Below are 26,630 nucleotides of genomic sequence, written 5' to 3' on the forward strand. Positions count from 1 at the left end.
GGCGACTCTCTATGTTGGGTTCAATTGCAGCTGTTTGGGGTATTGTTGGCGTTGTTGCTCTGTTGAGCAGTGCAATCTATCGCTTAGCCCCCATGGCTTTGGAACTTCCGTTTGCTGAATTGAGTTTTGGCCATTGGGTGGCACTGGCTTTCTCGTTGGTTTTTATGGGATTTGCAGAGGGATATCGAGGCTTCCAGCAAAACTTTTCACCTCGTGCAGCAGCGCGAGCTCGCTACCTTCGTCACCATGTGACGCCTGCGCGTTTGGTACTCGCACCGCTCTTTTGCATGGGGTTCTTCCATACCACTAAGAAGCGCAAAATCGTCAGCTATTCACTGACCACATTTATCATTGTGTTGATCATTGTGGTGCACTCTATCCCGCAACCTTGGCGCGGCATTGTCGATGCTGGTGTCGTACTGGGTCTGACCTGGGGAACTATTTCGTTGCTGGTATACGGAATGAAAGCGCTAACTAAAGAGGTGTTCGACGTCTCACCCGAGACCCCAGAACACCACTGATGTTTTTCGGTTAACCTAGGAAGAGCTGGTAGGCTGGGTTGGTGGTCTCTTCAAACCAGGTGTAGCCCAACTCGTCTAAATACTTACGCACTTCAGAACGCTCTTTCTTAGGCACTTCCATACCCACTAAAACGCGTCCATAGGCAGCGCCGTGGTTGCGGTAGTGGAACATTGAGATATTCCAACGCCCACCCAGAGTATTTAGGAACTTCATCAACGCGCCTGGACGCTCTGGAAATTCAAAGCGGAAGAGCGCTTCGTCACCACAGGCATCAGGCTTGTGACCGCCAACCATATAGCGAATATGACTTTTTGCCACCTCGTTATCGGTAAGGTCTGTCACTTCATCTAATGCGTCGTTAAGTTCGGCCAGTAACTCTTCGCGACCATCGTTGTTTTTTCGGATTTGAACACCGGCAAACACCACGGCCGCATCGCTGTCGCTATAGCGGTAGTTGAACTCAGTGATGTTGCGATTCCCCAGCGTTTTACAGAACTGCTTAAAGGCACCTGGTCGCTCTGGGATTTTGGCCGCTATTAATAACTCACGTTTTTCACCGATCTCTGAACGCTCAGCAACATGACGCAGACGATCAAAGTTTACGTTGGCCCCTGAGTTGATGGCGATTAGATTTTTGCCGGTGCACTGCTCGCGCTCGACATAGCGTTTGAGGCCGGCAACCGCTAGGGCACCTGCGGGTTCTGACACCGCACGGGTATCGTCAAAGATATCTTTAATGGCCGCACAGATCTCATCCACGCTGACGGTGATCACTTCATCGACATGATCTTTACATATTTCCCAAGTGTGCTTACCGATCTGAGCTACGGCGACACCGTCCGCAAAGATGCCAACTTGTGGCAGTGTGGCACGACGACCCTTCTCCATAGCCAGTGCAAGACACGCGGACTCATCCGATTCAACGCCAATGATCTTGGTCTCGGGTCGAAGGTATTTTACGTAAGCCGCCACGCCGGCAATTAAGCCGCCACCGCCGACCGGTACAAAGATCGCCTCGATGGGGCCAGTATGCTGGCGCAACATCTCCATCGCAACGGTACCCTGTCCTGCAATGACATCGGGGTCATCGTAGGGCGGGATGTACGTTAAGCCTTTCTCTTGCTCTAGTTTGGCAGCATGCTGGCGCGCATCGTCAAAGGCATCACCGTGCAGAACCGCTTTTCCGCCCAAGCGACGCACGTTGGTGACTTTCACGTCTGGCGTAGTTTTGGGCATAACAATGGTCGCTTTAATACCAAGGTATTTAGCCGCATTTGCAACGCCTTGAGCGTGGTTGCCGGCCGATGCAGTAATAACACCGCGCGCCTTCTCTTCATCGGTCAGCTGGGCCATACGGTTGTAGGCACCACGAATTTTGAACGAGTAGACAGGTTGTTCATCCTCACGTTTTAGTAAGACTTTGTTACCTGTGCGCTCGGACAAACCGGGTGCGTCATCCAGTGCGGTTTCGACGGCTACGTCATAAACGCGCGCTTCGAGAATTTTTCGTATGTATCGCTGCATAGTGATCAAGAGCTGTTTTGCTTAAGAAATATGGATGCAAATGGTATAGACTCACTGCTATTGCGTCTAGATAGCCAGGCAAATGGCTGCTAAAACACCCGAAAATTGACTGTTTAGAGATGGATTGATGACTCAAGACGAAATGAAACAGGCGGTCGCACAAGCGGCACTGGATTATGTATTGCCAAAATTAAAAGCGGATTCGGTGATTGGTATCGGAACCGGCTCTACGGCTAACTGCTTTATTGATGCTTTGGCAGCACACAAAGGTGCATTCGAGTCGGCCGTGGCCAGCTCGGAAGCTTCTGCCGAGCGTCTGCGCTCACATGGCATTGAAGTGGTTGATTTGAACTCAGTATCAGGTATTGAGGTCTACGTCGATGGCGCCGATGAGTTCGATCCACACCTAAACTTAGTCAAAGGTGGCGGTGGTGCGTTGACTCGCGAGAAGATTGTCGCAGCAGCATCCAAAGAGTTTGTTTGTATTGTCGACCAGACTAAACAGGTGGATGTCTTGGGCGCTTTCCCTCTGCCGGTAGAGGTGATTCCGATGGCTCGTTCCTACGTGGCTCGCGAATTAGCGAAGCTGGGTGTTCAGCCTGAATACCGCCAGGGCTTTGTAACCGATAATGGCAACATCATCTTGGATGTCCACGATATGGAGATCCTCAATCCAAAAGGGCTAGAGCGAGAGTTGAACGACTTGGTGGGTGTTGTCACCAATGGTCTGTTTGCGCTTCGTCCTGCAGACCTTGTCCTGATGGCAACGCCAGAGGGTGTTGAGACACTGACTGTTTAAGTCGTAAAAGTACAACCAAAAAAAGGAGCCATTAGGCTCCTTTTTTGTTGGTTGAGTGGCTTACCACTGAACAACCTGAGTGAGTGCGATGCTGACTGGCATAGTGATCCAAGCAAGAGCAACTAGGTTGATTGCGATCCAGCCCCAGCCAGATTTGTCACGGAAGTTTTCGTCGTGTGCCATGGTTTTAAACCCTCAAATTTGTTGATGTAGATCAAAATTTGAGCGAATTCTACACATCTTTAATGAAAAATAACACTACTCCAATAGTGGAATTAGCCGTTGTTATTACCCATTGGATTTAAGAATGGCATAGCACTGCTCTATCTTAAGTGGAGCACGCAGCAGACTGGCTATCGCAATAAACGCGAAACTAGCCAATATTGGCAGAGTGAACCACAGCTCCCAGTGAGCAGAGAGCGGTATCTTCAACAAAAACTGATTCATGGCTGCCAAGGTGATCTCTGCACTGAACACAGCGAGTGAGCCACACACTAGACCCAAAAGACCAAACTCCAAGAGATCAAGCTGTTTGGTCTCAGTCGCTCTTGCCCCTAATGTTTGCAGCAGTGCCACCTCAGTTTTACGCTGTTCTAATGCTTGGAGCAGGGTGATAGTGACCAGAATAAGGCCAGTCGCCAGCGTCATAATCAACACAAAGGCCGAGCTTTCAGCGAGTCTTTCTAACCAGCCAGCGAGCTGTTTCATCAGTTGATCGATATCGATCAAGGTTAACGACGGGAATTCGCGAAGCAGTTCGTTCGCTTGTGCTTTGCGCTCCTCGGCCAGTTTAAAGCTGGTGATCCATGTGCCCGGATAAGATTGCAGTGCTGCTGGCGAGAAAATGACGTAGAAGTTGGGTTGGAAAGATTCCCACTTCACTTCACGCACACTGGTGATGACACCACTGACGGGCTGGCCACCAACGTCAAAGCCGAGCTTGTCACCCAGTTTAAGCCCTAGATCCTCCAGCATGTCCCGCTCGATTGAGATCTGGTGCTCGCTAGAGTCTGAATCCCACCACTCACCTTGGATGATTTGGTTATGCACCGGTGGTTGCTGACGCCAGGTCAGGTTTAACTCACGGCGTAGAGAGTTATCTTTTAGTTGCTCTTCGTTAAGCTGAGGTCTAATCGGTGCATCGTTAAGATCCACTAATCGCCCGCGTATCATGGGATAGAGTTCGGTATCAATGTCGCGTTCTGCTAGGAACTGATCGACTCCCGGCTTTTGCCACTCCTGGATATTGATTAAGAAGTAGTTCGGCACGTCTTCAGGGAATTGCGCTTGCCACTCTTTGACTAAGTCCTGACGAGCCACCCAGATAACGCTCAACAACATCAGTAACAGAACCATGACACCCGCTTGTAATCGGTGCCATTTACGTTGCTGGCGCAAACGCATGGTGAGCAAACGCCCAAGGGCAAGGCGGTTAGCTAAAAAACGCCCGAGGCTATGCAAAATCAGTTGGGCCAACCAACCGAACAGCAGGCCGCTGATACCCAGCATGATCAGTAAAACCGCAGCAGCGGCAGGCGCCGCCAAAAATAGCAGTAAGACAGCGCTTAGCAGTACCAGACTGATGAGGTAGAGCCCCCAGCTCGCTTTTTGAGTCGTGTTCGTCTGGTCGCTTCGTAGTAACTGTGCAACTGGGACCTTGGCCTGCTCCAGTGCGGGAGGCATGCCGAGTAGAAGTAGCATCGCATACCCCAACGCAGGGCCTATTATGTAGCTACTCCACTGCGCGTTAGGGAGCGCTTGTGGAAGCAGACCGGATAGCCAGATATCGGCTAGGCCAGCGAGAAGAGCGCCAGCCATCCCGCCAATCACTGCGATAACGGTTGCGGCTATGCCAAGTTGCCAAAAATAGAGCCTTACTAAGGCGTTGGGTGTTAACCCCATGCTTAAGAAGAGCGCGCTGCGACTCTGCTGGGCATGTCCGAAACGACGCAGTGCCAACAGAATGGTCAGTGATGCAAGCAGTAGGGTCGTCAGTGAACTCAAACGAACATAGGAGAGACCGTTAGCGAGGGCGTTACCGGTGACCGGTTGATCATTGATCAGTGACAGTATCCGCTCGTGGTTCTCCAGCGTCGGTTTTAGACGTGCCTCGTACGTTTTAAGCTGATCATTGTCACCACTGATCAGTAGACGGAACTCGGCTCTAGAGCCAGGACCCAGTACCGCGCTCTTCTCAAGATCTTGCTGATTGACCAGAAGATGTGGGTTGAGTGTGTTGAAACCGCTGCCTCTATCGGGGGACTGCTTTAACCTGGCGGTAAGCACTAGATCGGCGTAACCGAACTGCAGGGTATCTCCAATCGACAGGCCTAGTTGATCAATAATGCGCTCTTCAGCCCATGCGGTTCCCGGCTCAGGTGCCGCTACTTGCATAGGTGGATCAGTAATCACCTCTCCCCTGAGCGGGTAGGGATCAGAGATTACTTTGGCTGAGCTTAGGATGAGGTTGTCACCAGCACCGACCATGGTGGGGAATTGAATCACTCGGGTGGTGGTTAGCCCCAGCTCTTCAGCTAGGTCCGTGCGTTGTTCATTAATGGGTCGACTGGATCGAACGACCAGATCGGCCCCTAGCACTGAGGCACTCTCCCTGAGGAGGCCACTCTCTAAACGATCACTGACGATCGATAGAAAGCTGGTCAGTGTCACAGCGAGTAGAGCCGCAAGGATTAATACTCGCCACTCAATGGTGCGCAGTTGCACCCACAGCTGTCGCCTTGCGATGCGGGGAATGGCAGAACTCATGACAGCTCCTCGATAGCCCCATTACTCAGTTGAATTCGACGCTGACAGCGTTTTGCTAGCTCAAGGTCGTGAGTGATCAATATCAGCGTTGTGCCCTGTTGCTCGTTTAATGAGAAGAGCTGTTCAACGATTTGCTGCCCCGTCGCTTCATCGAGGTTGCCGGTAGGCTCATCGGCAAAGAGCAGGGCAGGGTTACCTGCAAAAGCACGCGCTATCGCCACGCGTTGCTGCTCGCCACCGGACAGTTGTAAAGGATAGTGATCAGTTCGATCACCCAGCCCGACGTTTTGTAGCCATTCCGACGCTGTTGCCTCCGCGTTTTGCTGCTGGCGAATCTCAAGGGGTAGTGCGACGTTGTCCTGTGCTGTTAGCTCGGGCAGTAGGTGAAAGGATTGGAAAATAAAGGCAATTTTATCGGCTCTGAGTTTTGCTCGTTCTGCATCCGACAGTGACTCTAAAGGCTTACCTTCAAATTCGACTGTCCCAGAGGTGGCCGTATCCAACCCCGCAAGCAGACTGAGTAGCGTCGATTTACCGGCGCCAGATTTACCGATGATCGCTATCGTCTCCCCGGCATTAATGGTTAGGTTGAGATTGACGAACAGATCCAGTGTTCCGCTTCCGGTCTTAAACTGTTTTCCCAGCTGTTTTGCTTCAAGTAGAACGGAGCGGCTAGTCATGGTGTCCTCTTAATGATCCAATAGTCTTCTAATACCCTTACGACTATTATTAATTTTGGGTTTGTTACGTCGCTTTTAAAGGTTCGAGGTCGTTTTGTTAAAGAATTTCATACTGCACTTATTCATCGCTTTTTGGTTAGCGCTGCCGGTTAAGGCAGCGGATATTATGGTGTTGGGAGATAGCCTCTCGGCCGGTTATGGATTAACCCCGGGTGAAGGTTGGGTAGAGTTGATGGAACAGCGTTTGGAAAGTTCCGGTCTGACGTTATTAAATGCCAGTGTCAGTGGTGAAACCACAGCCGGGGGGCTGGCGCGACTTCCCGATCTGTTAGAGCTACACGAACCTAAATGGGTCCTGCTTGAGTTAGGAGCCAATGACGGTTTACGCGGTACTCCTCTGAATATTATTCAAACCAATCTTGAAGCTTTGGCCAGTAAGATTACTGAGTCAGGTGCAAAGCTGATTGTGATTGGTATTCAGCTACCGCCCAACTATGGTCCACGATACACCCGCGCTTTTTTTAATCTATTCCCCCAGCTGGCTGAAACATTTGATGCACCACTCGTGCCATTCCTGTTAGAGGGCGTGGCGACCGATTGGGATCTGATGCAGTCAGATGGCCTACACCCTAAAGCGGTCGCTCAGCCGATCATTCTTGAGACCGTGATGAGTGTTGTGGGACCGGAAATAGGCGTGCAGTAGACAATAAAAAAGAGAGCCGAAGCTCTCTTTTCAATGACGGGCTACTGATTAAGCCGCTAGGTTTGCGTTTGCAAAGTCCCAGTTCACAAGTGACCAGTAACCGTTTAGGTAGTCTGGACGTACGTTGCGGTAATCGATGTAGTAAGCGTGTTCCCAAAGGTCTACAGTCAGGATCGCTGTTTGACCGTTAGTCATTGGCGTGCCTGCGTTGCTAGTGTTTACGATCTCTAAAGAACCGTCAGCGTTTTTAACCAACCAAGTCCATGAAGAACCGAAGTTGTTAACCGCTTTGTCGTTTAGCTCTTCTTTGAACTTGTCGAAAGAGCCCCACTGAGCGTTGATCGCGTCAGCAATAGCGCCTGTTGGCTCACCGCCACCGTTTGGTGATAGGCAGTTCCAGTAGAAGGTGTGGTTCCATACCTGTGCTGCGTTGTTGAATACGCCGCCAGCTGGTGCCGTTTTGATGATCTCTTCTAGAGATTTACCTTCAAACTCAGTACCTGGTACTAGGCCGTTTAGCTTAACCACGTAAGTGTTGTGGTGTTTGCCGTGGTGGAATTCTAGAGTTTCAGCAGAGATGTGTGGTTCTAGTGCATCTTTTGCGTATGGCAGTGCTGGAAGTTCAAAGCTCATTTTATGCTCCAATCATTTCAGTTAGTCAGGGCATAAAAACCCTGGCGGTAAGTTAGTGGATGCGATCATATCACCTTTCGCCCGACTATTAATGGCACAAAAAGTAATGTCTTTAGATCACTCGGTTGTTTCGTATCTGCAACTAAAGATAGCTGAAATTATGTTCACCTCTGATTACAATGCGGCCATCTTGATCATTTACAAGGCTTAAAGCATGTCAAAGGTTCTGTTGTGGATCGCCGTTGTTATGGGCGCCATCTACATTGTTCGTGTTAACTACTTTGGATCCAAAACCTACGAACCGTTTATGAACGGTTGTCTGGTGTCAGGTGCCTCTGAAGCGCGCTGCAGCTGTCTAACCGATTATGTCCACGAGCGCTTTGACGACTTGGAAGTCGGTCGCATTCTGCGTAGTGATCGGTCTGATGCTGGTTTTTCTGAGCGCGTGGATCGCGTTATTGCAGCTGGTACGTTGGCCTGTAAGTCTGCGGATCAGTAACTACTGCTCGGCAAGCCATTGCTTGACCAGAAACAGTGCGGCAATGGCTCGGCCTTCATGAAAATCACTCTGCATCGCCAGTGTCTCGATATCCGCCAGTGGGTATTTCACAACTTCCAGAGGCTCTGGTTCATCACCTTCTAAACGACTCTCATAAAGATCCTGCGCCACAACCAGTGTCAATGAATTCCCCATGTAGTTGGGAACCGCGCTCATATTTCGGATAACCTGAAGTTGATTGGCAGCAAAACCCGCCTCCTCTTGAAGCTCTCGATTGGCTGCTTGTAGGGCATCTTCGCCGGGATCGATCACGCCTTTGGGTAGTGTTAAGACATAATCATCAAAGCCGGTCGCATACTCTCGAATCAGAACGATGTTCTGTTGGGCATCGATGGCAAGCACCATGACGGCGCCTCGGCCCTTGGATGCCAGACGTTCAAATCGACGCTCCTCACCATTGCTGAAGCGAAGGTCGACCTGCTCGACATGAAACAGTGCACTCTTCTCTGGCTTAGTGACCTTCAAAATTTCCGGTTTGATCGGCATACTGGTATCCAAATAACGTTTCCTAGAGTGTTCCCCGATTATGCTTCAATGGCAAGAGATAGACACCGTCTTCTTAGATATGGACGGCACCCTGTTGGATCTTCACTTCGATTCACACTTCTGGCTTGAGTTTCTGCCTGCTCGTTACGCAGAGATTCACCAAATCGATGTTGAAGAGGCTAAGAAATATATCCTGTCGAACATTATGGAGGAGCAGGGGACATTAAACTGGTACTGCTTTGACTACTGGAGCGAACGCTTTCAGCTTCCGATTGCTGAGTTAAAACATGAGGTGGCCGATAAGATTGGCTATCGCCACTCTGTGCCCGAGTTTCTTGCTTGGCTCAAACAGAGTGGCCGACGTGTGCTGATTGTCACCAATTCGCACCGTGCAGGGGTTGATTTAAAGTTCTCTCGTACCAATTTAGCGGATGAGGTACAGGGTGTGATCAGTTCACACGACTATGGCTATCCGAAAGAGTCGCAAGCCTTTTGGGAGACTCTTATGAAGCATGAGCCCTTCGACCCTGAGCGTACATTGATGGTGGATGACAGTCTACCGGTTCTGCAGTCCGCACATGATTTCGGCATCAAGCATCTGCTAACGATTGATCAGCCTGATCTGCAGATGCCCCCACGCGACATGAGTGATTGTGATTTTATGTCGATCAATGATTTTAATGAGGTAATGGTAAACGAATGAGTAGCGGTATCCGTCTAGATAAGTGGCTTTGGGCTGCCCGGTTCTACAAGACCCGAGGCATTGCCAAAGAGATGATTGAAGGCGGTAAGGTGCACTACAACGGGCAAAGAGCAAAGTGCAGTAAAGCGGTTGAGATTGGTGCCAAGCTTAAGATTCGTCAGGGCTACGACGAGAAAGAGATCGAGATCGTTGCACTCTCTGATCAACGTCGTGGCGCGCCAGAAGCTCAAAAACTCTACGTTGAGACTCAAGCCAGTATCAATAAGCGCGAAGAGAACGCTGCGATGCGTAAGCAGTTGGGCTCAGGGCCTGATGCACGACCGGATAAAAAGAGCCGTCGTGAGTTGTTGCGGGTTAAAGGTTATTTACGAGATTGATAGCTGAAACCTGCACCAATTCCGCGTAAAATCGCGCCCCAATTGTTAAATTATTATAGGTCTTCTGATGAGCACACCTGATCAAATTCAACGCGTCCTGTTTGATAATGCCGACGTGCGAGGCGTTGTTGTCGGTCTTGAAGAGAGTTTCCAGCAAGCGATTGCTTATGGTGACTACCCGGATGAGATTCGCCACCTGTTGGGCGAGATGTTGGCGGCGGTTGTGCTACTCAGTTCAAACTTGAAGATCGAAGGTCGTTTGTCACTTCAAGCACAGGGCGACAGTGGACTGCGTCTGCTTCTTGCTGAGTGCAACGATAAAGGCCAGGTCCGTGCGATTGCTCGTTTTGACGAAGAGACTCTAAAGCACGGCGAGCGTTTCGATCACTCCTTTGTTAATGGTCGCATGGCGCTGACCATGGAGCCTGAACAGGGTCAGCGTTACCAAGGCATTGTACCGCTTGAAGGGGCGAGCGTTGCCGAGTGTATCGAAGGCTATTTCCGCCAATCAGAGCAGCTACCCACGCAACTGATTCTGACCACCGATGGTCAGCGTGCCGCTGGCATGATGCTGCAAGTGTTACCGGCTGCTGGCAATGGTGATGAGGATTGGAATCACATCTCTACTCTGGCGCAAACCCTGCAAAACGATGAGCTACTCGAGTTGGATAACGAGACACTGTTGTATCGTCTATTCCACCAAGAGAGCGCACGTATCACAGATCCTGAGCCGTTAAGCTTCTCGTGTGACTGTTCACGTCAACGCAGTGCAGCCGCTCTGCAAACGATGACCGAAGAGGAGCTTCTGAGCCTTGCTGAAGAGCATAACGGTGTCGTATCAACAACTTGTCATTTCTGTAATCGCAGCTATGATTTTGATGCGCAAGACATTAAAGCACTGTTCCACAACGATGGGGCATTGAACGAGAGTGACTCGTTACACTAAAGGTTATCGATCTGGGGGTTTGTTAGAGCCCCCGGCTATGAGATAATCGCGCACCTACAAAAAGAGTTGGCCACGACCTTTCAAACCAACCACCAATAATATTATTTAAATTATTTTCCGCGTTCCGCCCTCTTTGAGGACGGTAACTTTTAGGTACAAATGGGTTAAAGCCCAAGGGATCAGTTGATGACTAAAGAGTCAATCGCAGAGAATCACCTTAACCTGACGCCTGCCGCGTTGGTTGAGGCTGCTATCGCACGCAATGAAGGCGTACTAGCAAACACAGGTGCACTTGTCGTTACTACCGGTAAGCGTACAGGTCGTTCACCAATGGATCGTTTCATCGTCCAAGAGCCAAGCACATCCGATGCCATCTCTTGGGGGCCAATCAACCGTCCATTCGACGCAGACAAGTTTGATGCATTATGGGCGCGTGTTGAAGCGTACATTTCTGAGCAAGAGTCTTTCACTTCTGAAGTGCATGTCGGTTCTGATCCAAGTCACTACCTTGCAGTGCGTATGACCACTGAAACTGCATGGCAAAATCTTTTTGGTCAAAATCTCTTCATCCGTCCAAGCGACTACAACCCTAAGGGTAAAGAAGAGTGGCAAATTCTTAACGCTGCTGGTTTCGAGTGTGAGCCAGAGCGTGATGGCACCAACTCTGATGGCTGTGTCATTCTGAACTTCGCACAACGTAAAGTGTTGATCGCCGGTATGCGTTACGCGGGAGAAATGAAGAAAGCGATGTTCTCTGTACAGAACTTCCTTCTACCTGAAAAAGACGTGCTACCAATGCACTGTTCAGCGAACATTGGTGAAGATGGCTCAACGACGCTCTTCTTCGGTCTTTCAGGTACTGGTAAAACAACCCTTTCTGCAGACCCAAGCCGTTACCTAATCGGTGATGATGAGCACGGTTGGGCGAAAGGCGGTGTCTTCAACCTAGAAGGCGGTTGTTACGCTAAGACAATCAACCTTAGCCAGAAAAACGAACCGATCATCTGGGATGCAATCCGTTTTGGTGCAATCGTCGAGAACGTTGTTCTAGACGAGTGTCGTGAAGCGGATTACAACGATGTCAGCCTGACAGAGAACGGTCGTTGTGCCTACCCGTTGAGCCATGTTGAGAAGCGTTCGGCGACTAATATGGGTGACGAGCCAGATAACATCGTATTCCTAACCTGTGACCTAACCGGCGTACTGCCTCCTGTCTCTATCCTGAGCAAAGAGGCAGCGGCGTACCACTTCCTATCTGGCTACACAGCGTTGGTTGGCTCTACAGAGATGGGTTCAGGCGGCGGCATCAAGTCGACCTTCTCAACCTGTTTTGGTGCACCATTCTTCCCGCGTCCACCAAGCGAGTACGCAGAACTACTGATCAAGCGTATCGAAGAGTACGGCTCTAAAGTTTACCTAGTGAATACCGGTTGGACCGGCGGTAGCTACGGTACAGGTGAGCGTTTCAGCATCCCAACGACTCGCGGCATTATCTCAGCGATCCAACACGGACACCTTAAAGATGTGGAAACTAAGCACATCCCTGGTCTAAACCTAGAAGTGCCTGTGACCGTTCAGGGTGTTGATGACAACCTACTTGTGCCACGTGATACTTGGGCAAACGGCGCCGATTATGATGCTGCTTGTGCCGATCTGACCGCACAGTTCGTTAACAACTTCGAAAAATTTGAAGGTGTTGATGAGAAGATCATTGCTGCAGGCCCTCAAATTTAAGAGGCTGCAAGCAGTATAGAGAGGCGACCTAAGGTCGCCTTTTTTATTGCTGTGAAAACTAATTTCGAACTTAAACCTTGGGTACTCCATGTAAGAAACACCTGGCTTTGGCGGTGTAAGTTAATCTGTGATTCAATAGAAAAAAATATCAAGGGTTTAAAGGAGGGTCTGAACGATGTTAGATGAGGACTTAATCGCAGACTGGCTCGGACCTGTATACCAAATACTTCGTTGGCTTGGTTTTTCTGAAGCTTGGCACTTTGGTGGGTTGTTCATCTTCTTCGCTGTAGGCTTCATTGTTTCCATAAAATTCACGTCCAAAAAACCAGCCATAACTTTGAACCAATCTGAAATCGATGCGGTTCGCGAGGCAAAAAATAAGAAGGGGTTGTCAGGAATACTTGCAGCTTTCAAAGCAGGTGAACAAGTGGGCAGCAGAAACAAAAAAAATAAATGAGACTGATATCCACTCAGGACAGAGGGGCTCTTCTATGAACAATCAAATAGCAGCTGTGTTGAGCGTGTTAATGCTAGCGGTTCCAGTTCAAGCCGAAGAAAACCCAACGCGTGACGATTTCTCCGATGTATTAAAACAACCAATGCCTGACTATCTCACAGACGTGATCGACAAACCGGACTATCGGATGAAATGGAACGGTCTGTTTGAAGGCGAGGTTGGTGTAGATCAGTGGTTGGCTGAATACCTGGACAACGGTGCCGTGGAGCATCCAGTTGAGTACGTAGAGGAGGGCGGTTTCGTTTTTGAAATTTATAGTCTGTGTGAGCCTCACAACTGTTGGGGTAGCAAATTTACGTTTGTCGTCTCCAAAACATGCCCTCTAGTTCATGGGGTGATGACTAGTTTCGACGAAGTGACTCGCCAATTCGGCGTAAAGCTGAAGTTCTATGATGGGGACAAGCCAATTTATGTTCTGCCTCAGTTTGCAGACCTTTGCAGAGCTGAGCTCAAATAACTCTCGTTATCAACTATAGCCAAAAGGTTATCAGACCGATAAACAGATCTAATTTCATATTACTGAGGCTTGGGGGTAAATTTTAACTATCTAACAAACAGGAGAAACGCGATGAGTGGTTTCAATGAAAGACTTGATCATATATTGCCTACCATACCGTATTACTGATCAGATTCATGATGAGTACGGTTAGGAAGAATATGGCAGCACAACATTTCGTCACCCAGCAACCCCTATCGATAGGCCCCGTGACTGAGACCTATGAACGAATGGTGGATGCGGGGGAGGTGCAACGAGATGAGGCACAAGTCACACTAGCCGCAAAACTCGATGCTCTGCATGATTCGCTTGCCTTGCTACCGCCAGTCCCTGTGGGTTCTGATAAATCGATAGCGAGCAGTACTACTAGCAACAGCCCGCTTCCACTTGGACGATCTTTGGTCTCCGCTCAGTTCTCTCTTCGAAAGAAACTCAATTTGTGGTCTTTTAGTCCACCACCGCGCGGTATCTATATTCATGGTCCGGTCGGAGTCGGCAAGAGCTTTCTAATGGACCTCTTTTACGCGTCGGTTAAGGCTTCTATTACCAAGCGCCGCGTCCACTTTCATGAATTCATGCTAGACGTGCACCATCGCCTATTTGTCTTCAAACAGAAGCACCCACTAGATGATGTGATGCCTGTTGTTGCACAACAATTGGCACAGGAAGCTCAACTCCTCTGTTTTGATGAATTTCAAGTAACCGATGTTGCCGATGCCATGATTTTGAAGCGACTGTTTTCATTATTATTGGATAGGAATGTCGTAGTGGTCGCCACCTCAAACCGCTCCCCGGATACATTGTATGAGGGAGGCATTAACCGATCCCTCTTTTTGCCATTCATAGACATGTTAAAAGACAGGTTCGACATTATCTCCATGGAGGATTCCGCCAGAGATTATCGACTCGAAACTCGAGCAGATGGTCATTCCTATTTTTGGTCAAACAAGGATGTACATGGCAATAACAACATTCAGTCGCAGCTTAAAGATATATTTGGTGGCACTGTATCGGGAACTGAGGACGAGGTCATTGACGTACGCTTCGGCCGCACCGTCCAGGTCAAACGACATAATGACCGGTGCGCCTGGTTTGATTTTTCCGAGTTGTGTCACCAGCCGCTTGGCGCGTCCGATTATATTTCCCTTTGCGACCGATTTCCGGTCCTCATCATCGACGGTGTTCCGCAATTAGACGTCAATCACCTTGACGAAGGGCGACGATTTTTGACCCTCATTGACCTGTGTTATGAATCTCGCACCCGCTTGGTGCTGGCAGCCAACGTCCCACTCGATGAACTGTTTGTCGATTTCTCAGCGCAAATTGAACGCAGCGATGGCAATGAAGAGTTGTTTGTTAGTGAAAAAGGGGGCAACTCAAGCTCCTTTGCGACGACCATGATTCGTTCCAAAGAGGGTGAAGATATGGAGTGGTCGGCAACGGGTCTAAATGGCGCGTCACTGGCAAAATTATCGGCCGCCAATGATCTAGCCTTCTCTTTTCGACGAGCCGCGTCTCGGTTGGTCGAAATGAGTGGTAAGGATTGGGGGCGGTAAAAACTTCAACGACTCAAAGCCGCCTCTCAGTTTTTAATATTACTCCTGCTTTCTCATGAAGAATCGATAGAAGGTTTGATCTGATATCAGAGGTAGTAGCCGCGTTAGTAGGGCAATGATAATCAGTGCAAAAGCCAATCTAGCCCAGAGTATGCCGTGCAGTTCTGCACCGGTTAGTGCGATCAGTAGGGTATCTTCAATCAGGCTGTGACACAGGCCAAGAAGGGCAAAAGAGGCAAAAATATCGCGTCCACTGATGGTGCCTCGCTCTGCTTCACGAATCAGTAATCCGCCACCATAGGCTAATCCCAGTGTCATCCCTATTAAGCTCATCGGTAGGGCTTCTCGTTTAATACCAATCAGTTTGAGAATCGGTCTAAGTAGATATTCGATGGCGCGCTCTAAACCCGTCACTTTGGCAATTCTTAGAACGGCTACCAAACCAAAAATGACGACAACGGTCCAAAATAGCATCTCGAGTTGTGCACTTAGCCACGCGGTCCAACTGTTGTCACCAATCTCTGGGGCAAAATCGAAGCTAACCAGCTGCTGCATGCTGGGCATATCTTGGTAGACCCAATGCATACAGATCGCAAGCCCAAGTGCGCCGCCAATGCGAATCAGAATCATCGGCAGTAATCGGCAACCCCCTCGATAGGTGATGGCGATCTCAACAATCAAGTTGTGAGCGCCCAACATGAGGATGCCCATTAATGTGATCTGCTCTAGGGTCCAATCTTGTGAGTAGGTGAATAGGACAATTAAGCCTGCGTAGATGTTGGTGAGCAGAGTGGTGGCCCATACAATGCCGGCAATGGCTGGAAGCCCCAGCCACTCCATAGGTGCACTAAGAGTATCGGCTAAGAAGTCGGCTGCACCGATTAGCCCCAATAGGCGTACAACAACGATGGCTGGGATGAGTATTTTGAACAGGGTCAGGGTAACGCGAACACTGTCCTCTGTGACTTCACGCAGGTGTTTCATTAGTGGATTCATCACAGTTCTCGACATCATTCCCATTATTGGTGAGCAGATGCTATTATTGGGCAAGTTATTTTGCAATTTAAGGTTGATGTCTTGTTAAGACAAGTCTTGCAACCGCTTCGCGTAAAACGCATTGGAGATAAGAACAGATGAGCGAAAACATCCTAAACGTAACTGACGCAAGTTTCGAAGAGGACGTCCTTAAGGCTGAAGGTCCAGTACTGGTTGATTACTGGGCAGAGTGGTGTGGCCCTTGTAAAATGATCGCACCGGTCCTAGAAGAAGTTGCGACTGAGTACGCGGGTCGTTTGAAAGTGTGTAAGTTGAACATCGACGAAAACGCTGAAACCGCTCCTAAGTTTGGTATTCGTGGTATTCCAACACTGATGATCTTCAAAGGCGGCAACGTTGAAGCAACCAAAGTTGGCGCACTGTCTAAGTCGCAGCTAACGGCGTTTGTTGACGCAAACATCTAAAAAATAGGTAAAAGGCGGGTTATCCCGCCTTTTCTTTGTCTATTGGCTAGACAGCACCACCAACTGGTTATATATTAACTACGTTGGTTGATTTCTGACCAACCCAAATAATCTTCTTCTAATTTCAATCATTCCTGTCTCGCGGCTCTCGTCGTGCACGACACTATTCATAACGAAAACATGAACCTTACCGAACTCAAACTAAAAAGCATGCCTGAACTGCTCGATATCGCAGCAGAAATGGGCCTAGATAACCTTGCTCGTTCTCGTAAACAAGATGTCATCTTCTCGATCCTTAAGAAGCACGCCCGCAGTGGTGAAGATATTTACGGTGACGGTGTTCTTGAAATCCTACAGGATGGCTTCGGCTTCCTTCGTTCAGCGGACTCTTCTTACCTAGCTGGACCTGATGATATTTACGTATCGCCAAGCCAGATTCGTCGTTTCAATCTGCGCACGGGTGACACCATTGCTGGAAAGATCCGTCCACCGAAAGACAGTGAGCGTTACTTCGCACTGCTTAAAGTGGCTGAGATCAACTACGACAAGCCTGAAAATGCCAAGAACAAAATTCTGTTTGAGAACCTTACGCCACTCTTCGCTCAGAAGCGTCTGCGTATGGAGATCGGTAACGGTAGTACAGAAGACATTACCGCACGTGTGTTAGACCTAGTGACGCCAGTCGGTAAAGGTCAGCGTGCATTGGTGGTTTCGCCACCTAAAGCCGGTAAAACATTGATGCTTCAGAACATTGCTAACAGCATCACTCGTAACAACCCAGAGTGTTACCTGATTGTTCTTCTGATTGATGAACGTCCGGAAGAGGTAACCGACATGCAGCGTACGGTGCGTGGTGAAGTGGTAGCTTCAACGTTTGATGAGCCGCCATCACGTCACGTCCAAGTGGCAGAAATGGTGCTAGAGAAAGCGAAACGTCTAACTGAACACAAGAAAGATGTCGTCATTCTTCTGGATTCGATTACTCGTCTAGCGCGTGCCTACAACACGGTTGTGCCTTCTTCGGGTAAAGTCCTTACCGGTGGTGTCGATGCGCATGCACTTGAGCGTCCTAAGCGTTTCTTTGGTGCGGCACGTAACATCGAAGAGGGTGGTAGTTTGACGATCATTGCTACGGCTCTTGTTGATACGGGCTCTAAGATGGATGAAGTCATCTTTGAGGAGTTCAAAGGTACTGGTAACGCCGAAGTTCACCTGGATCGCCGCGTTGCTGAGAAGCGTGTCTTCCCTGCGATCAACATTCGTCGTTCTGGTACTCGTCGTGAAGATCTTCTAACAACTGAAGAAGAGCTCCAACGTATGTGGATTCTGCGTAAGCTGTTGGATCCAATGGAAGATGCGGCCGCAACTGAATTTGTCATCGATAAACTGAAGGACTTCAAGACCAACGAAGAGTTCTTCCTTTCGATGAAGCGTAAGTAATCAATCTGAGCGTTTATTTGGCTTAGTATTGAAACAGGGCGAGCATTTACCACTCGCCCTTTTTTGTTTTTGCCGAGGATTGTATGGCGACACCTAAGTACAGAGATCTGCGTGATTTTATTAGCCAGCTGGAAGCTCGTGGTGAGCTCAAGCGAATAACGCATCCTGTCGACCCCAACTTAGAGATGACAGAGATCTGTGACCGCACGTTAAAAGCCGGTGGTCCAGCACTGCTGTTTGAAAACCCGGTTGGTTATGACATGCCGGTATTAGGCAACCTGTTCGGTACACCTGATCGCGTTGCACTGGGCATGGGGGAAGAGTCTGTTTCGGCACTGCGCGGTGTCGGTAAATTGCTGGCGCAACTTAAAGAGCCTGAACCACCCAAGGGTTTTAAAGATGCACTGGACAAAATACCACTCTACAAACAAGTGCTGAACATGGGGCCCAAGGTAGTCAAAAAGGCACCTTGTCAGGAAGTTGTACTTGAAGGTGATGCCGTCGATTTGGATCTGATTCCGATTCAGACCTGCTGGCCAGGTGATGCGGGTCCTTTGGTCACTTGGCCATTGGTCATTACTCGCGGGCCTAACAAAAAGCGTCAAAACCTAGGTATCTACCGCCAGCAGAAAATTGCTAAGAACAAGCTGATCATGCGTTGGCTGTCACATCGTGGTGGTGCGTTGGATTTTCTTGAGTGGAAGCAACAGCATCCTGGTGAGCCTTTCCCGGTTGCAGTGGCGTTGGGTGCGGATCCTGCGACCATTCTAGGCGCTGTGACACCGGTCCCCGATACTCTGTCCGAGTACGCTTTTGCCGGACTGTTACGGGGTGGGAAAACGGAAGTGACGCCCTGTATTGGTAGCGACCTGCAAGTACCTGCTAGCGCAGAAATCGTATTAGAGGGTTACATCTACCCTGACGAAATGGCGGACGAAGGTCCGTTTGGTGACCACACCGGCTACTACAACGAGGTCGACAGTTTTCCCGTCTTTACGGTGGAACGCATCACGAAACGTGCTGATGCGATCTATCACAGTACTTACACGGGCCGTCCACCGGATGAACCGGCTGTTCTGGGCGTTGCATTGAACGAGGTGTTTGTACCGATTCTGCAGAAGCAGTTCCCAGAAATTGTCGATTTTTACTTGCCACCAGAAGGATGCTCTTACCGCATGGCGGTCGTCAGTATGAAGAAGCAGTACCCGGGTCATGCTAAGCGTGTGATGCTGGGTGTATGGTCCTTCTTGCGTCAATTCATGTACACCAAATTTGTTGTCGTTGTGGATGAAGACGTGAACACTCGTGACTGGCAGGATGTCATCTGGGCCATTACTACGCGTATGGATCCGGCTCGGGATACGGTGATGATTGAGAATACCCCGATCGACTATTTGGACTTTGCATCCCCTGTGTCTGGGTTGGGTTCCAAAATGGGATTGGATGCGACCAATAAGTGGCAGGGCGAAACGGATCGTGAATGGGGAGAGCCCATTACCATGGATGAGTCGGTGAAACGTCGAGTAGATGATATCTGGGCTGATCTTGGAATCGACGACTAAGTCCCCACTATTTAGTTACCTGACTAGAGTAAATTGTTAATTCACGCATCGCGTGGACTGTTATTTGGAGAGTGAACGTGGCAAGGAAAGTTACGACGATTTTATCGGCTGATCTGTTAAATAGGGATGTTTACCGTATCCGCCTTTTGCTTCCTGAGTCTGAGCAAGCGGGCGCTGAATTTAAAGCGGGACAGTATCTAGATATCTGCCTGCCAGACGGGAAAAAAGCTTCATTCTCTATTGCCTCGGCACCCGAGGCAGGTCGTGAATTAGAACTTCACATTCGCCACATGCCTGACAGTGAGTTCAACGACTCGATTGTCCAACACCTGCTGCATCAACCGAGCGTTGAAGTGGAGTTGGCGATGGGCGACTGCACCATCAATCTAGATGAGCTCAATGACGATCAGCCCATCATCTTTGCTGCCGCCAGTACCGGTTTTTCACAGGTGAAAAGTATTGTTGAGCACCTGATCGCCAGTGCGCGCAAAAATCCGATCCATGTCTATTGGGGCGCGCGGGTTGAAGACGATATGTATCTCGAAGCGTTGCCGAAGAGCTGGGCAGAGCACCACGCCAACATTCACTTTATTCCTGTCGTTAGTGAACCAGATAAGAGCCCGGGTTGGAGTGGACGTACGGGCTTACTACCAGCGGCCATTGTGGAAGATGTTGACGACCTGACAAAAGCAGAGGTGTTCGCATGCGGATCGCCGGCAATGGTGTATGCACTGTTGGATGCTTTAGAAGAGCAGGGCTTTACTCAGAGTCAGATGAAATCTGACGTGTTTGCCTACGCTCCGCGTCCTTAATCATTAAATTCACCTATGACCCCTGCTATTGATGCTGCCAAAAAGGCAAAAATATCCTTCAATACGCATCAGTATGAACATGCACCCGGGGCCGCTTACGGCCTCGAAGCTGCAGATAAGTTAGCCCTCGACCCAGGTCAGGTTTTTAAAACTTTGATGCTTGAGACTGACCGAGGCCCAAATGCGCTAGCGGTCGCAGTCATACCAGTAGCAGCAACGTTGGATCTCAAAGCCGCAGCCAAAGCGCTAAAACAGAAAAAAGTATCGATGGCGGATCCTCAGGTTGCTCAGCGCTTAACCGGCTACTTGGTTGGAGGGATCAGTCCACTGGGGCAGAAGCGAGTTTTTGCTACCTTAATTGATCAGAGTGCCGAGTCTTTGAAGACTTTGTATGTCAGCGCTGGCAGACGTGGACTTGAGATTGAGTTGGCACCAACTGACCTGTTGAGAGTCACACAAGGTCAGTTTGCAGCGATTGCTAAGTTTAAAAATTAATTAGTTTGGGTCGTTTTAATTCCTAAACTCCTAACCCTTCAAACAGCTCTAACGCCTCTGGATTAGCCAGTGACTCTCTATTTTTAACCGGCTCGCCAACCAGCACGTTGCGTACTGCTAGCTCAACGATTTTTCCGCTTTTGGTTCTCGGGATGTCCGTAACCGCTTTGATGATACCGGGTACATGTCTCGGCGTGGTGTTGTTGCGGATGGTGCGTTTTATCTCGGCCACTAGGTCGTCGGTGAGTTCCAGGCCGTCTGCGAGCACGACATAGAGCGCTACCACGACATCATCCTCTTTGGGTAACCCGACGCAGATGCTATCGGTGATTCCCGCGACCTTTTCGACTTGACGGTAGATCTCGGCTGTACCGATTCGGACACCGCCTGGATTCAATACCGCGTCAGAGCGACCGTGGATGATCACGCCCTTTCGTTTTGTCAGTTCAGCGTAATCACCGTGCGCCCAGATGTTATCGAAGCGTTCAAAGTAGGCTGCTTTGTAACGTTCACCCTGCGGATCATTCCAAAAACCGATGGGGCGGCTAGGGAAGGGGGCTGTACACACCAATTCACCCTTCTCCTCGAGCAAAGAGTTGCCCTCATCGTCATAAATATCAACGGCCATACCTAAGCCTCTGGCCTGTAACTCGCCTGAGTAGACGGGGAGGGTCGGCACACCCAACGCAAAGCATGAGACGATGTCGGTTCCGCCTGAGATAGAGGCCAGATGAAGGTCTTGTTTAACTGAGTCATAGATAAACTCGAAACTTTCCGGTGAGAGTGGCGATCCGGTCGAGAGTATCGATCTAAGCTGAGCAAAGCTGTGGTGCTGATTGGGTAAGTAACCGGCATTCTGAATCGCGGCTATGTACTTGGCGCTGGTGCCGAAGGCAGTGATCTCCTCTTGCTCCACGATGTCCCACAGTGCCGAGGCAGTCGGGTGGAAAGGGGAGCCATCAAACAGAACGAGTGAAGCACCAACTGCTAAACCAGATGCCATCCAGTTCCACATCATCCAACCGCAGGTTGTGAAGTACATTAACCGGCTGTCAGGGCCTAAGTCTGTATGTAGGGCTAGCTCTTTCATGTGCTGGAGCAGTGTTCCGCCAGCGCCATGCACGATGCATTTAGGAACTCCTGTCGTGCCCGATGAGTAGAGGATGTAGAGCGGGTGATCAAAAGGGAGTTCAACAAAATCGATGTCGCCGGCTTGGTCGTCCAGTGCCTCTGACCAAGGCTGTGCTCCCTTGATCCCCGTTAGATCGGGTGAATCATTCAGAAACGGGTAGACCACGACCCCTTCTACACTGGGAATGCGATCAACGATCTCCGGTAGTTTGTCGAGGTTGTTAATCTGTTTGCCTGCGTAGTGGTAGCCATCTACCGTAAAGATCAGTTTCGGTTCAACTTGCCCAAACCGGTCGACGACGCCATTGACACCAAAGTCAGGTGAGCAGGATGTCCAAACCGCTCCCAGTGCTGTGGTGGCCAACATCGCAATGATCGCCTCTGGCGCATTGGGTAGGTAACCTGCAACACGATCGCCGGCGCCGATATTCATCTTTTTCAGGTAGCCCTGTACCGATGCAACCTGCTGAAAGAGCTCTGCATAGGTCAGCGTTCTGCGTTTGCCATTCTCACCCCGAAAAATGATCGCAATGCTGTCATCGCGACGTTTTAATAGATGCTTGGCAAAGTTGAGCTTGGCCCCTTCAAACCAACGGGCGTCACGAATTCCAATCCCGGTTTGTAGAACCTCTTGTGCTGGCTGACTGAACTCAATATCGAGAAACTGGCACACCGAGCCCCAAAACTGATCGGGCTGATCGATACTCCACTGCCACAGATCATCATAAGTCGACAGTGCCAGTGAGCACTGGTCGTTCACGCGGTTTTGGAATTCGGTTAAGCGTGCAGCTGCAATGCGTTGATTACTTGGCTGCCATAGCAGTTTAGACATGAGGTTACCTAGGGTTAAGACACTATAAGAACCTTAAGTTAAGGCGTTCATTCACTCAAGCGGAAAAACAGCGGAATTCACTTCGCGAAACCGTTGATGTGCGCAATAAAAAAGGCACCCTCAGGTGCCTTTGATCCTTGGATCTGAACTTAGTTCTGCTCAACAAAGATGTTGGAGAAGAAGTCGGCCAATTCGTCGGTTGCCGATAGTGGCAGTACGTGTGCGATGTACTGGTCTGGACGAACGACGATCATACAGCCTTGCTCACGATCGATACCGCGCATATCGAAGATGTCGCCATTACCTTTATGATCAACACAGAAGACTTTCTCATGATCCTGGATACCCAGCTTGCCCTTCTTAGGAATCAGTAGAGAAGGCATTTTATCGTAATCCAAGTCGTAGAATGTCTGCTGGAATACAGCGCGAACATCAATGACTGAATCGATGTCAGCACCTGACTTGGTGTACTTAACAACCGGTGAGTTGCTGTCGTTCTCTAACCAGTCCGCTAGCGTATGAATGGCAGAGCTTGAGCTGGTGTCGTTTTTGCCTGCAAATGCGTAGATTCTCCAACGAGCATCGGCCTGAGCTGCGTGACCAAGTTGCATGTGCTTAGCATCTGATAGGCGTAGAACCGGCGCTGAGTGGAAACGACGTCCAATCTCTTCTCCTGTTGCTAGTGCTTGGTAAGTTTGTGCACCGGTTAGAATTGATTCATCATATTTAACGGCCAGACCGCCGGTGAACTCCAGATTCTCTTTGAAGGCACGAACGAAACGAGGCTCATCGCCTTTATCCAGTTCAGACGTACCAGGAGGTGCCGACATGATGCGCGCCCACTCGTGGTCGGTCTCAACAAGACGTTTCGCTTCTGTCCAACGCTCTTTAGAGTAAGTGTGTAGTAGAGATGCGTCTGATTGACCAGTCAGTACGTGGACTAACTTCCAGCCTAGGTTGAAGGTATCTTGCATTGATACGTTCATACCCTGACCCGCTTTCGGGCTGTGCGTGTGACAGGCATCGCCCGCAGTGAATACGCGAGGGTTGCGAGTTGCACGCTCTTCATCAGTCACATCATCGAAACGGTCCGTCATGCGGTGACCAATCTCGTAAACAGACCACCAAACAACCTCTTTCACATCGATGCTGTATGGGTGCATGATGCGGTTAGCCGCTGCGATCGTGTCATCCGATGTGAACTTGCGGTTGGCAACGCGCTCATCTTCTTTTAGTTTATCCAGCTCCACGTACATACGGAACATGTAACCACCTTCACGAGGAAGGATCAGTACGTTGCCCTCAGTGGCAGAGGTGATCAAACATTTCTGGCGAACATCAGGGAAATCTGTGTTAGCTAGGATGTCCATTACACCCCAAGCCTGGTGAGCAGCATCGCCGTGCAGCTCGCCACCAATGGCGGTACGAACGTTAGATCGTGCACCGTCACAGCCGACCACGTAGTTAGCGCGAACAATCTTCTTCTGGCCTTTGTTTACACCGGTGTTCACCAGAGTCACTGTCACTGGGTATTCATCAAGAGATGGGTTTACTTCCAACGTCTCTACCGACCAGTTGTAATCTGGTTGCATACGCGTCGGTGAGTTATCCATCACCTCAAGGAACCACTGGTGGATGCGTGACTGGTTAACAATGATGTGAGGCATTTCAGATGAGTCATCAGCAACATCCTGTACACGGCCAATGCGTTGGATATTCTTTGGATTTTCTGGGTCTGGCATCCAGAAGTTGGTCTGGTTTACCCAGTAAGCTTCACGCTTAACGGCATCGGCAAAACCAAAGGCTTGGAACATCTCCATGGTACGCGTGTTGATACCATCGGCTTTACCTTTTTGGATATTCATTGGGCTTGGTTCAACGATCATCGTGCTGATCTCGGGGAACTGAGAGAGCTGAGCCGCCAGACAGAGGCCTGCAGGGCCTGTACCTGCAATCAGTACATCGACTTTTTCAGGAAGAATGGCATTAGGCGCGAATTCGCGACGGTTAGGTGCAGCATTTTTGCGATCTGGGTTACCACCACGGAAACCATCTTCGTAATATTGCATCACTAGACTCCTTATTATCTTCTGTCTCTTAGTGCGGCTCAGAGAACCTTGTTAGTAAGTATGCTTACTATTTGTGCTCATAGTGTAACCAAAGTTTTATGTGGTTGTAAACTAGTAAGTATACAAACTAGTTCTTTTCAAATAGGATGGAACAAACAGTAAAAAGTGTTGGAGAACGAGTTGTCCTACTACGAGATGCCTGGTCACCTGATACGTCGCTTAAGTCAGCAGTCGAATCAGGTGTTTCAAGATGAGATGAAGCGTATCGGTGCCGATGTCACGTCGGTGCAATTTGCCTCAATGCAGGCAATAGAGTTGCATGGCGAGATGGAGCAGTCACAGATCGCGCAGTCGATTCACTACGACAAAGCGACGATTGGAGGCGTGATTGATCGACTCGAAAAACGTGGTTGGGTAGAGCGTAAATCAAACCCCAAAGATCGACGCGCTAAATTGGTGACGCTAACCAAAGAAGGGCGTAAGGCTCTGGAGGAGATCACCCCGGTGGTTAAGGCGTTACAGGATCAAGTGGTAGCCAATTTAAGTGATGACGAGCGCGCTCTGTTTATCAAATTGGCGCAAAAGGTTGTCTCTTAATATGTTTTGACTACTGAAGTCTATGAGTGAGGATCGCCTAACGGCACATAGCCGCCGCTCACATTTGATGGGCTAGCTCAGTAAGACATCAATCAATTTGAGGGATAATTGATTGCCACTAGTTACTAAATCGAAGCTTTTATCACTCAATCCCCATCGTACCGCCTGCCCCTGTATTAACGATGTTAAATATTTGGCTATATCAGGCACTGTAATTTCCGATTGGTCACGACCAATGAGTGCCTCTTCAATCAAGGATGTGAGATGGCTATCAAACACAAACAGTGTTTCTCTGATAATCGTTCGCAGCTCTTCATTCTCAGTGTTTAACTCACGTGAAAAGAGGATCAAGGGCAATGCGGGTGTATTCTGAATAAGTTCAAGCTGGCAACGGACTAATCGAGCAACTCGCTGTTTAGCATCCACCTCTTTGGACAGGAGTAAGTTTTCAGTCCATGCGCTCTTCAGACCATCAGTAACTTTGCGAATTGCTGCTACCCACAACTCATCTTTATTTTTGAAATGGCGGAAAACCGTTCCCTGCGTGACTCCAATTCGCGCTGCGATATCACTGGTAGTAAGGCGGTCTGGACCGATTTCATAAGCCAACTCTAGAAGCGCATTGATAAGTTCATCTTTGCGCTTTGTTGCGGACATTCTTTTTAGCAAAACGTTTTCTCTTGTAAGTAATTAAATACTAACATAACATTAGAACTATCTAATTAATAGTTAAAGGACCCAAACAATGTCCAATCAATTACGCTGGTATAGCAAAACTCAAATCGTACTCCATTGGATTACAGTGGCTCTTGTTATCGCTCAATACGTGCTTCACGACTCTATCGTAAACGCTTGGGAACTCATCCAATCAGGCAAGTCTGTTTCCTTTGATCCGCTAGTGCTGTCACACGTAGCTGGCGGTATCTTTATAGCAGTAATTGTACTCATAAGATTGCGTTTGAGGTCAATAAACACCCATGAAACAAAAGACTTACTGGGCAACAGATTATCAAACATAGCGCATAAGCTTCTCTATGCAATTTTACTCATGATGGTACTTAGCGGTGGAATGGCATGGTTCTTCAATATTGACGCTTCGGCCAATGCACACAACCTTTTTAAGGTATTACTTTTAATAACAGTTCTTGGGCATGTTTTAGCTGCTCTTTACCATCATTTCATAATGAAAGATGGTTTATTGAATCGAATGTTTCTTGCAAGGAAGTAACAA

At 49.2% G+C, this 26,630-nt stretch carries 28 protein-coding genes; 18 read left to right on the forward strand and 10 right to left on the reverse strand.

The window, feature by feature from the left end; translation table 11 throughout:
* Positions 1 to 11: 11 nt before the first annotated feature.
* The gene (locus XMG48_RS09000; protein WP_173481737.1) at positions 12 to 521 is read left to right on the forward strand and encodes a hypothetical protein; all 510 of its coding nucleotides are present in this window, start codon (positions 12 to 14) and stop codon (positions 519 to 521) included.
* Between the two features lie 10 nt (positions 522 to 531).
* Here the strand turns inward: XMG48_RS09000 and ilvA are convergent, their stop codons facing one another.
* On the reverse strand, positions 532 to 2,046 hold the full coding sequence (ilvA, locus tag XMG48_RS09005; RefSeq protein ID WP_173481738.1) for a threonine ammonia-lyase, biosynthetic: 1,515 nt from the start codon (positions 2,044 to 2,046) through the stop codon (positions 532 to 534).
* Between the two features lie 127 nt (positions 2,047 to 2,173).
* On the opposite strand from ilvA, the gene rpiA reads away from it, so the two are divergent.
* Complete coding sequence (gene rpiA / locus XMG48_RS09010; RefSeq protein WP_173481739.1) at positions 2,174 to 2,845, forward strand: ribose-5-phosphate isomerase RpiA; 672 nt, start codon at positions 2,174 to 2,176, stop codon at positions 2,843 to 2,845.
* Between the two features lie 60 nt (positions 2,846 to 2,905).
* On the opposite strand, the gene XMG48_RS12115 is transcribed toward rpiA, so the two are convergent.
* From XMG48_RS12115 to XMG48_RS09020, 3 genes are all read right to left on the reverse strand, one after another.
* A complete protein-coding gene (locus XMG48_RS12115; RefSeq protein ID WP_256368141.1) occupies positions 2,906 to 3,028 on the reverse strand; it encodes a hypothetical protein in 123 nt (40 codons plus the stop codon).
* A 105-nt stretch (positions 3,029 to 3,133) separates the two neighbouring features.
* The gene (locus XMG48_RS09015) at positions 3,134 to 5,611 is read right to left on the reverse strand and encodes an ABC transporter permease (RefSeq protein ID WP_173481740.1); all 2,478 of its coding nucleotides are present in this window, start codon (positions 5,609 to 5,611) and stop codon (positions 3,134 to 3,136) included.
* On the reverse strand, positions 5,608 to 6,291 hold the full coding sequence (locus tag XMG48_RS09020) for an ABC transporter ATP-binding protein (protein ID WP_173481741.1): 684 nt from the start codon (positions 6,289 to 6,291) through the stop codon (positions 5,608 to 5,610). The genes XMG48_RS09015 and XMG48_RS09020 overlap by 4 nt, the downstream gene beginning before the upstream one ends.
* Before the next feature lie 94 nt (positions 6,292 to 6,385).
* On the opposite strand from XMG48_RS09020, the gene XMG48_RS09025 reads away from it, so the two are divergent.
* Positions 6,386 to 6,994: an arylesterase gene (locus XMG48_RS09025; protein ID WP_254443080.1), complete on the forward strand. Its 609-nt coding sequence runs from the start codon at positions 6,386 to 6,388 to the stop codon at positions 6,992 to 6,994.
* Between the two features lie 48 nt (positions 6,995 to 7,042).
* On the opposite strand, the gene XMG48_RS09030 is transcribed toward XMG48_RS09025, so the two are convergent.
* A complete protein-coding gene (locus XMG48_RS09030; protein ID WP_173481742.1) occupies positions 7,043 to 7,627 on the reverse strand; it encodes a superoxide dismutase in 585 nt (194 codons plus the stop codon).
* A 214-nt stretch (positions 7,628 to 7,841) separates the two neighbouring features.
* On the opposite strand from XMG48_RS09030, the gene XMG48_RS09035 reads away from it, so the two are divergent.
* Entirely contained in the window at positions 7,842 to 8,126 is a 285-nt protein-coding gene (locus XMG48_RS09035) for a hypothetical protein (protein WP_173481743.1), read from the forward strand.
* Here the strand turns inward: XMG48_RS09035 and nudE are convergent, their stop codons facing one another.
* A complete protein-coding gene (nudE, locus tag XMG48_RS09040) occupies positions 8,127 to 8,672 on the reverse strand; it encodes an ADP compounds hydrolase NudE (RefSeq protein ID WP_173481744.1) in 546 nt (181 codons plus the stop codon).
* Between the two features lie 40 nt (positions 8,673 to 8,712).
* On the opposite strand from nudE, the gene yrfG reads away from it, so the two are divergent.
* From yrfG to zapE, 7 genes are all read left to right on the forward strand, one after another.
* Complete coding sequence (yrfG, locus tag XMG48_RS09045; RefSeq protein WP_173481745.1) at positions 8,713 to 9,375, forward strand: GMP/IMP nucleotidase; 663 nt, start codon at positions 8,713 to 8,715, stop codon at positions 9,373 to 9,375.
* A complete protein-coding gene (gene hslR / locus XMG48_RS09050; protein ID WP_173481746.1) occupies positions 9,372 to 9,752 on the forward strand; it encodes a ribosome-associated heat shock protein Hsp15 in 381 nt (126 codons plus the stop codon). Before yrfG ends, hslR begins: the two co-directional genes overlap by 4 nt.
* Before the next feature lie 67 nt (positions 9,753 to 9,819).
* Positions 9,820 to 10,698, forward strand: coding sequence for an Hsp33 family molecular chaperone HslO (gene hslO, locus XMG48_RS09055; protein ID WP_173481747.1), 879 nt, complete (start codon positions 9,820 to 9,822; stop codon positions 10,696 to 10,698).
* Between the two features lie 186 nt (positions 10,699 to 10,884).
* The gene (locus tag XMG48_RS09060; protein WP_173481748.1) at positions 10,885 to 12,432 is read left to right on the forward strand and encodes a phosphoenolpyruvate carboxykinase; all 1,548 of its coding nucleotides are present in this window, start codon (positions 10,885 to 10,887) and stop codon (positions 12,430 to 12,432) included.
* Positions 12,433 to 12,607: 175 nt separating this feature from the next.
* Complete coding sequence (locus tag XMG48_RS09065; RefSeq protein ID WP_173481749.1) at positions 12,608 to 12,889, forward strand: hypothetical protein; 282 nt, start codon at positions 12,608 to 12,610, stop codon at positions 12,887 to 12,889.
* A gap of 34 nt (positions 12,890 to 12,923) precedes the next feature.
* Positions 12,924 to 13,406, forward strand: coding sequence for an Ivy family c-type lysozyme inhibitor (locus XMG48_RS09070; RefSeq protein WP_173481750.1), 483 nt, complete (start codon positions 12,924 to 12,926; stop codon positions 13,404 to 13,406).
* 200 nt (positions 13,407 to 13,606) lie between these two features.
* Positions 13,607 to 15,001 (forward strand): cell division protein ZapE, encoded by a 1,395-nt coding sequence (gene zapE, locus XMG48_RS09075; RefSeq protein WP_217362096.1) that lies wholly within the window; start codon positions 13,607 to 13,609, stop codon positions 14,999 to 15,001.
* A gap of 39 nt (positions 15,002 to 15,040) precedes the next feature.
* On the opposite strand, the gene XMG48_RS09080 is transcribed toward zapE, so the two are convergent.
* Positions 15,041 to 15,997, reverse strand: a complete 957-nt coding sequence (locus XMG48_RS09080) for a hypothetical protein (protein ID WP_254443632.1) — start codon at positions 15,995 to 15,997, stop codon at positions 15,041 to 15,043.
* 137 nt (positions 15,998 to 16,134) lie between these two features.
* Here XMG48_RS09080 and trxA point away from each other — a divergent pair, with 137 nt between their 5' ends.
* The 5 genes from trxA to ybaK all read left to right on the forward strand — a co-directional run bounded on the left by trxA (position 16,135) and on the right by ybaK (position 20,770).
* On the forward strand, positions 16,135 to 16,461 hold the full coding sequence (trxA, locus tag XMG48_RS09085) for a thioredoxin TrxA (protein ID WP_173481753.1): 327 nt from the start codon (positions 16,135 to 16,137) through the stop codon (positions 16,459 to 16,461).
* 180 nt (positions 16,462 to 16,641) lie between these two features.
* The gene (rho, locus tag XMG48_RS09090; RefSeq protein WP_173481811.1) at positions 16,642 to 17,901 is read left to right on the forward strand and encodes a transcription termination factor Rho; all 1,260 of its coding nucleotides are present in this window, start codon (positions 16,642 to 16,644) and stop codon (positions 17,899 to 17,901) included.
* 83 nt (positions 17,902 to 17,984) lie between these two features.
* The gene (gene ubiD / locus XMG48_RS09095; protein ID WP_173481754.1) at positions 17,985 to 19,463 is read left to right on the forward strand and encodes a 4-hydroxy-3-polyprenylbenzoate decarboxylase; all 1,479 of its coding nucleotides are present in this window, start codon (positions 17,985 to 17,987) and stop codon (positions 19,461 to 19,463) included.
* A 77-nt stretch (positions 19,464 to 19,540) separates the two neighbouring features.
* Positions 19,541 to 20,275, forward strand: a complete 735-nt coding sequence (locus XMG48_RS09100) for an NAD(P)H-flavin reductase (protein WP_371731462.1) — start codon at positions 19,541 to 19,543, stop codon at positions 20,273 to 20,275.
* Positions 20,276 to 20,290: 15 nt separating this feature from the next.
* Positions 20,291 to 20,770, forward strand: a complete 480-nt coding sequence (ybaK, locus tag XMG48_RS09105; protein WP_173481756.1) for a Cys-tRNA(Pro) deacylase — start codon at positions 20,291 to 20,293, stop codon at positions 20,768 to 20,770.
* A gap of 22 nt (positions 20,771 to 20,792) precedes the next feature.
* Here ybaK and XMG48_RS09110 read toward each other — a convergent pair whose 3' ends face one another.
* Together XMG48_RS09110 and XMG48_RS09115 are read right to left on the reverse strand one after the other, a co-directional pair.
* The gene (locus tag XMG48_RS09110; protein WP_173481757.1) at positions 20,793 to 22,733 is read right to left on the reverse strand and encodes an acetoacetate--CoA ligase; all 1,941 of its coding nucleotides are present in this window, start codon (positions 22,731 to 22,733) and stop codon (positions 20,793 to 20,795) included.
* A gap of 149 nt (positions 22,734 to 22,882) precedes the next feature.
* The gene (locus XMG48_RS09115) at positions 22,883 to 24,802 is read right to left on the reverse strand and encodes an FAD-dependent monooxygenase (protein WP_173481758.1); all 1,920 of its coding nucleotides are present in this window, start codon (positions 24,800 to 24,802) and stop codon (positions 22,883 to 22,885) included.
* Positions 24,803 to 24,982: 180 nt separating this feature from the next.
* On the opposite strand from XMG48_RS09115, the gene XMG48_RS09120 reads away from it, so the two are divergent.
* Entirely contained in the window at positions 24,983 to 25,399 is a 417-nt protein-coding gene (locus tag XMG48_RS09120) for a MarR family winged helix-turn-helix transcriptional regulator (protein ID WP_254443635.1), read from the forward strand.
* 72 nt (positions 25,400 to 25,471) lie between these two features.
* Here XMG48_RS09120 and XMG48_RS09125 read toward each other — a convergent pair whose 3' ends face one another.
* Positions 25,472 to 26,068, reverse strand: coding sequence for a TetR/AcrR family transcriptional regulator (locus XMG48_RS09125; protein WP_173495325.1), 597 nt, complete (start codon positions 26,066 to 26,068; stop codon positions 25,472 to 25,474).
* A 76-nt stretch (positions 26,069 to 26,144) separates the two neighbouring features.
* Between XMG48_RS09125 and XMG48_RS09130 the strand changes: the two genes are divergently transcribed.
* Entirely contained in the window at positions 26,145 to 26,627 is a 483-nt protein-coding gene (locus XMG48_RS09130) for a cytochrome b (protein WP_173481760.1), read from the forward strand.
* Positions 26,628 to 26,630 lie beyond the last annotated feature (3 nt).

It is taken from the genome of Marinobacterium sp. xm-g-48 (assembly GCF_013282925.1).
Lineage (GTDB): Bacteria > Pseudomonadota > Gammaproteobacteria > Pseudomonadales > Balneatricaceae > Marinobacterium_E.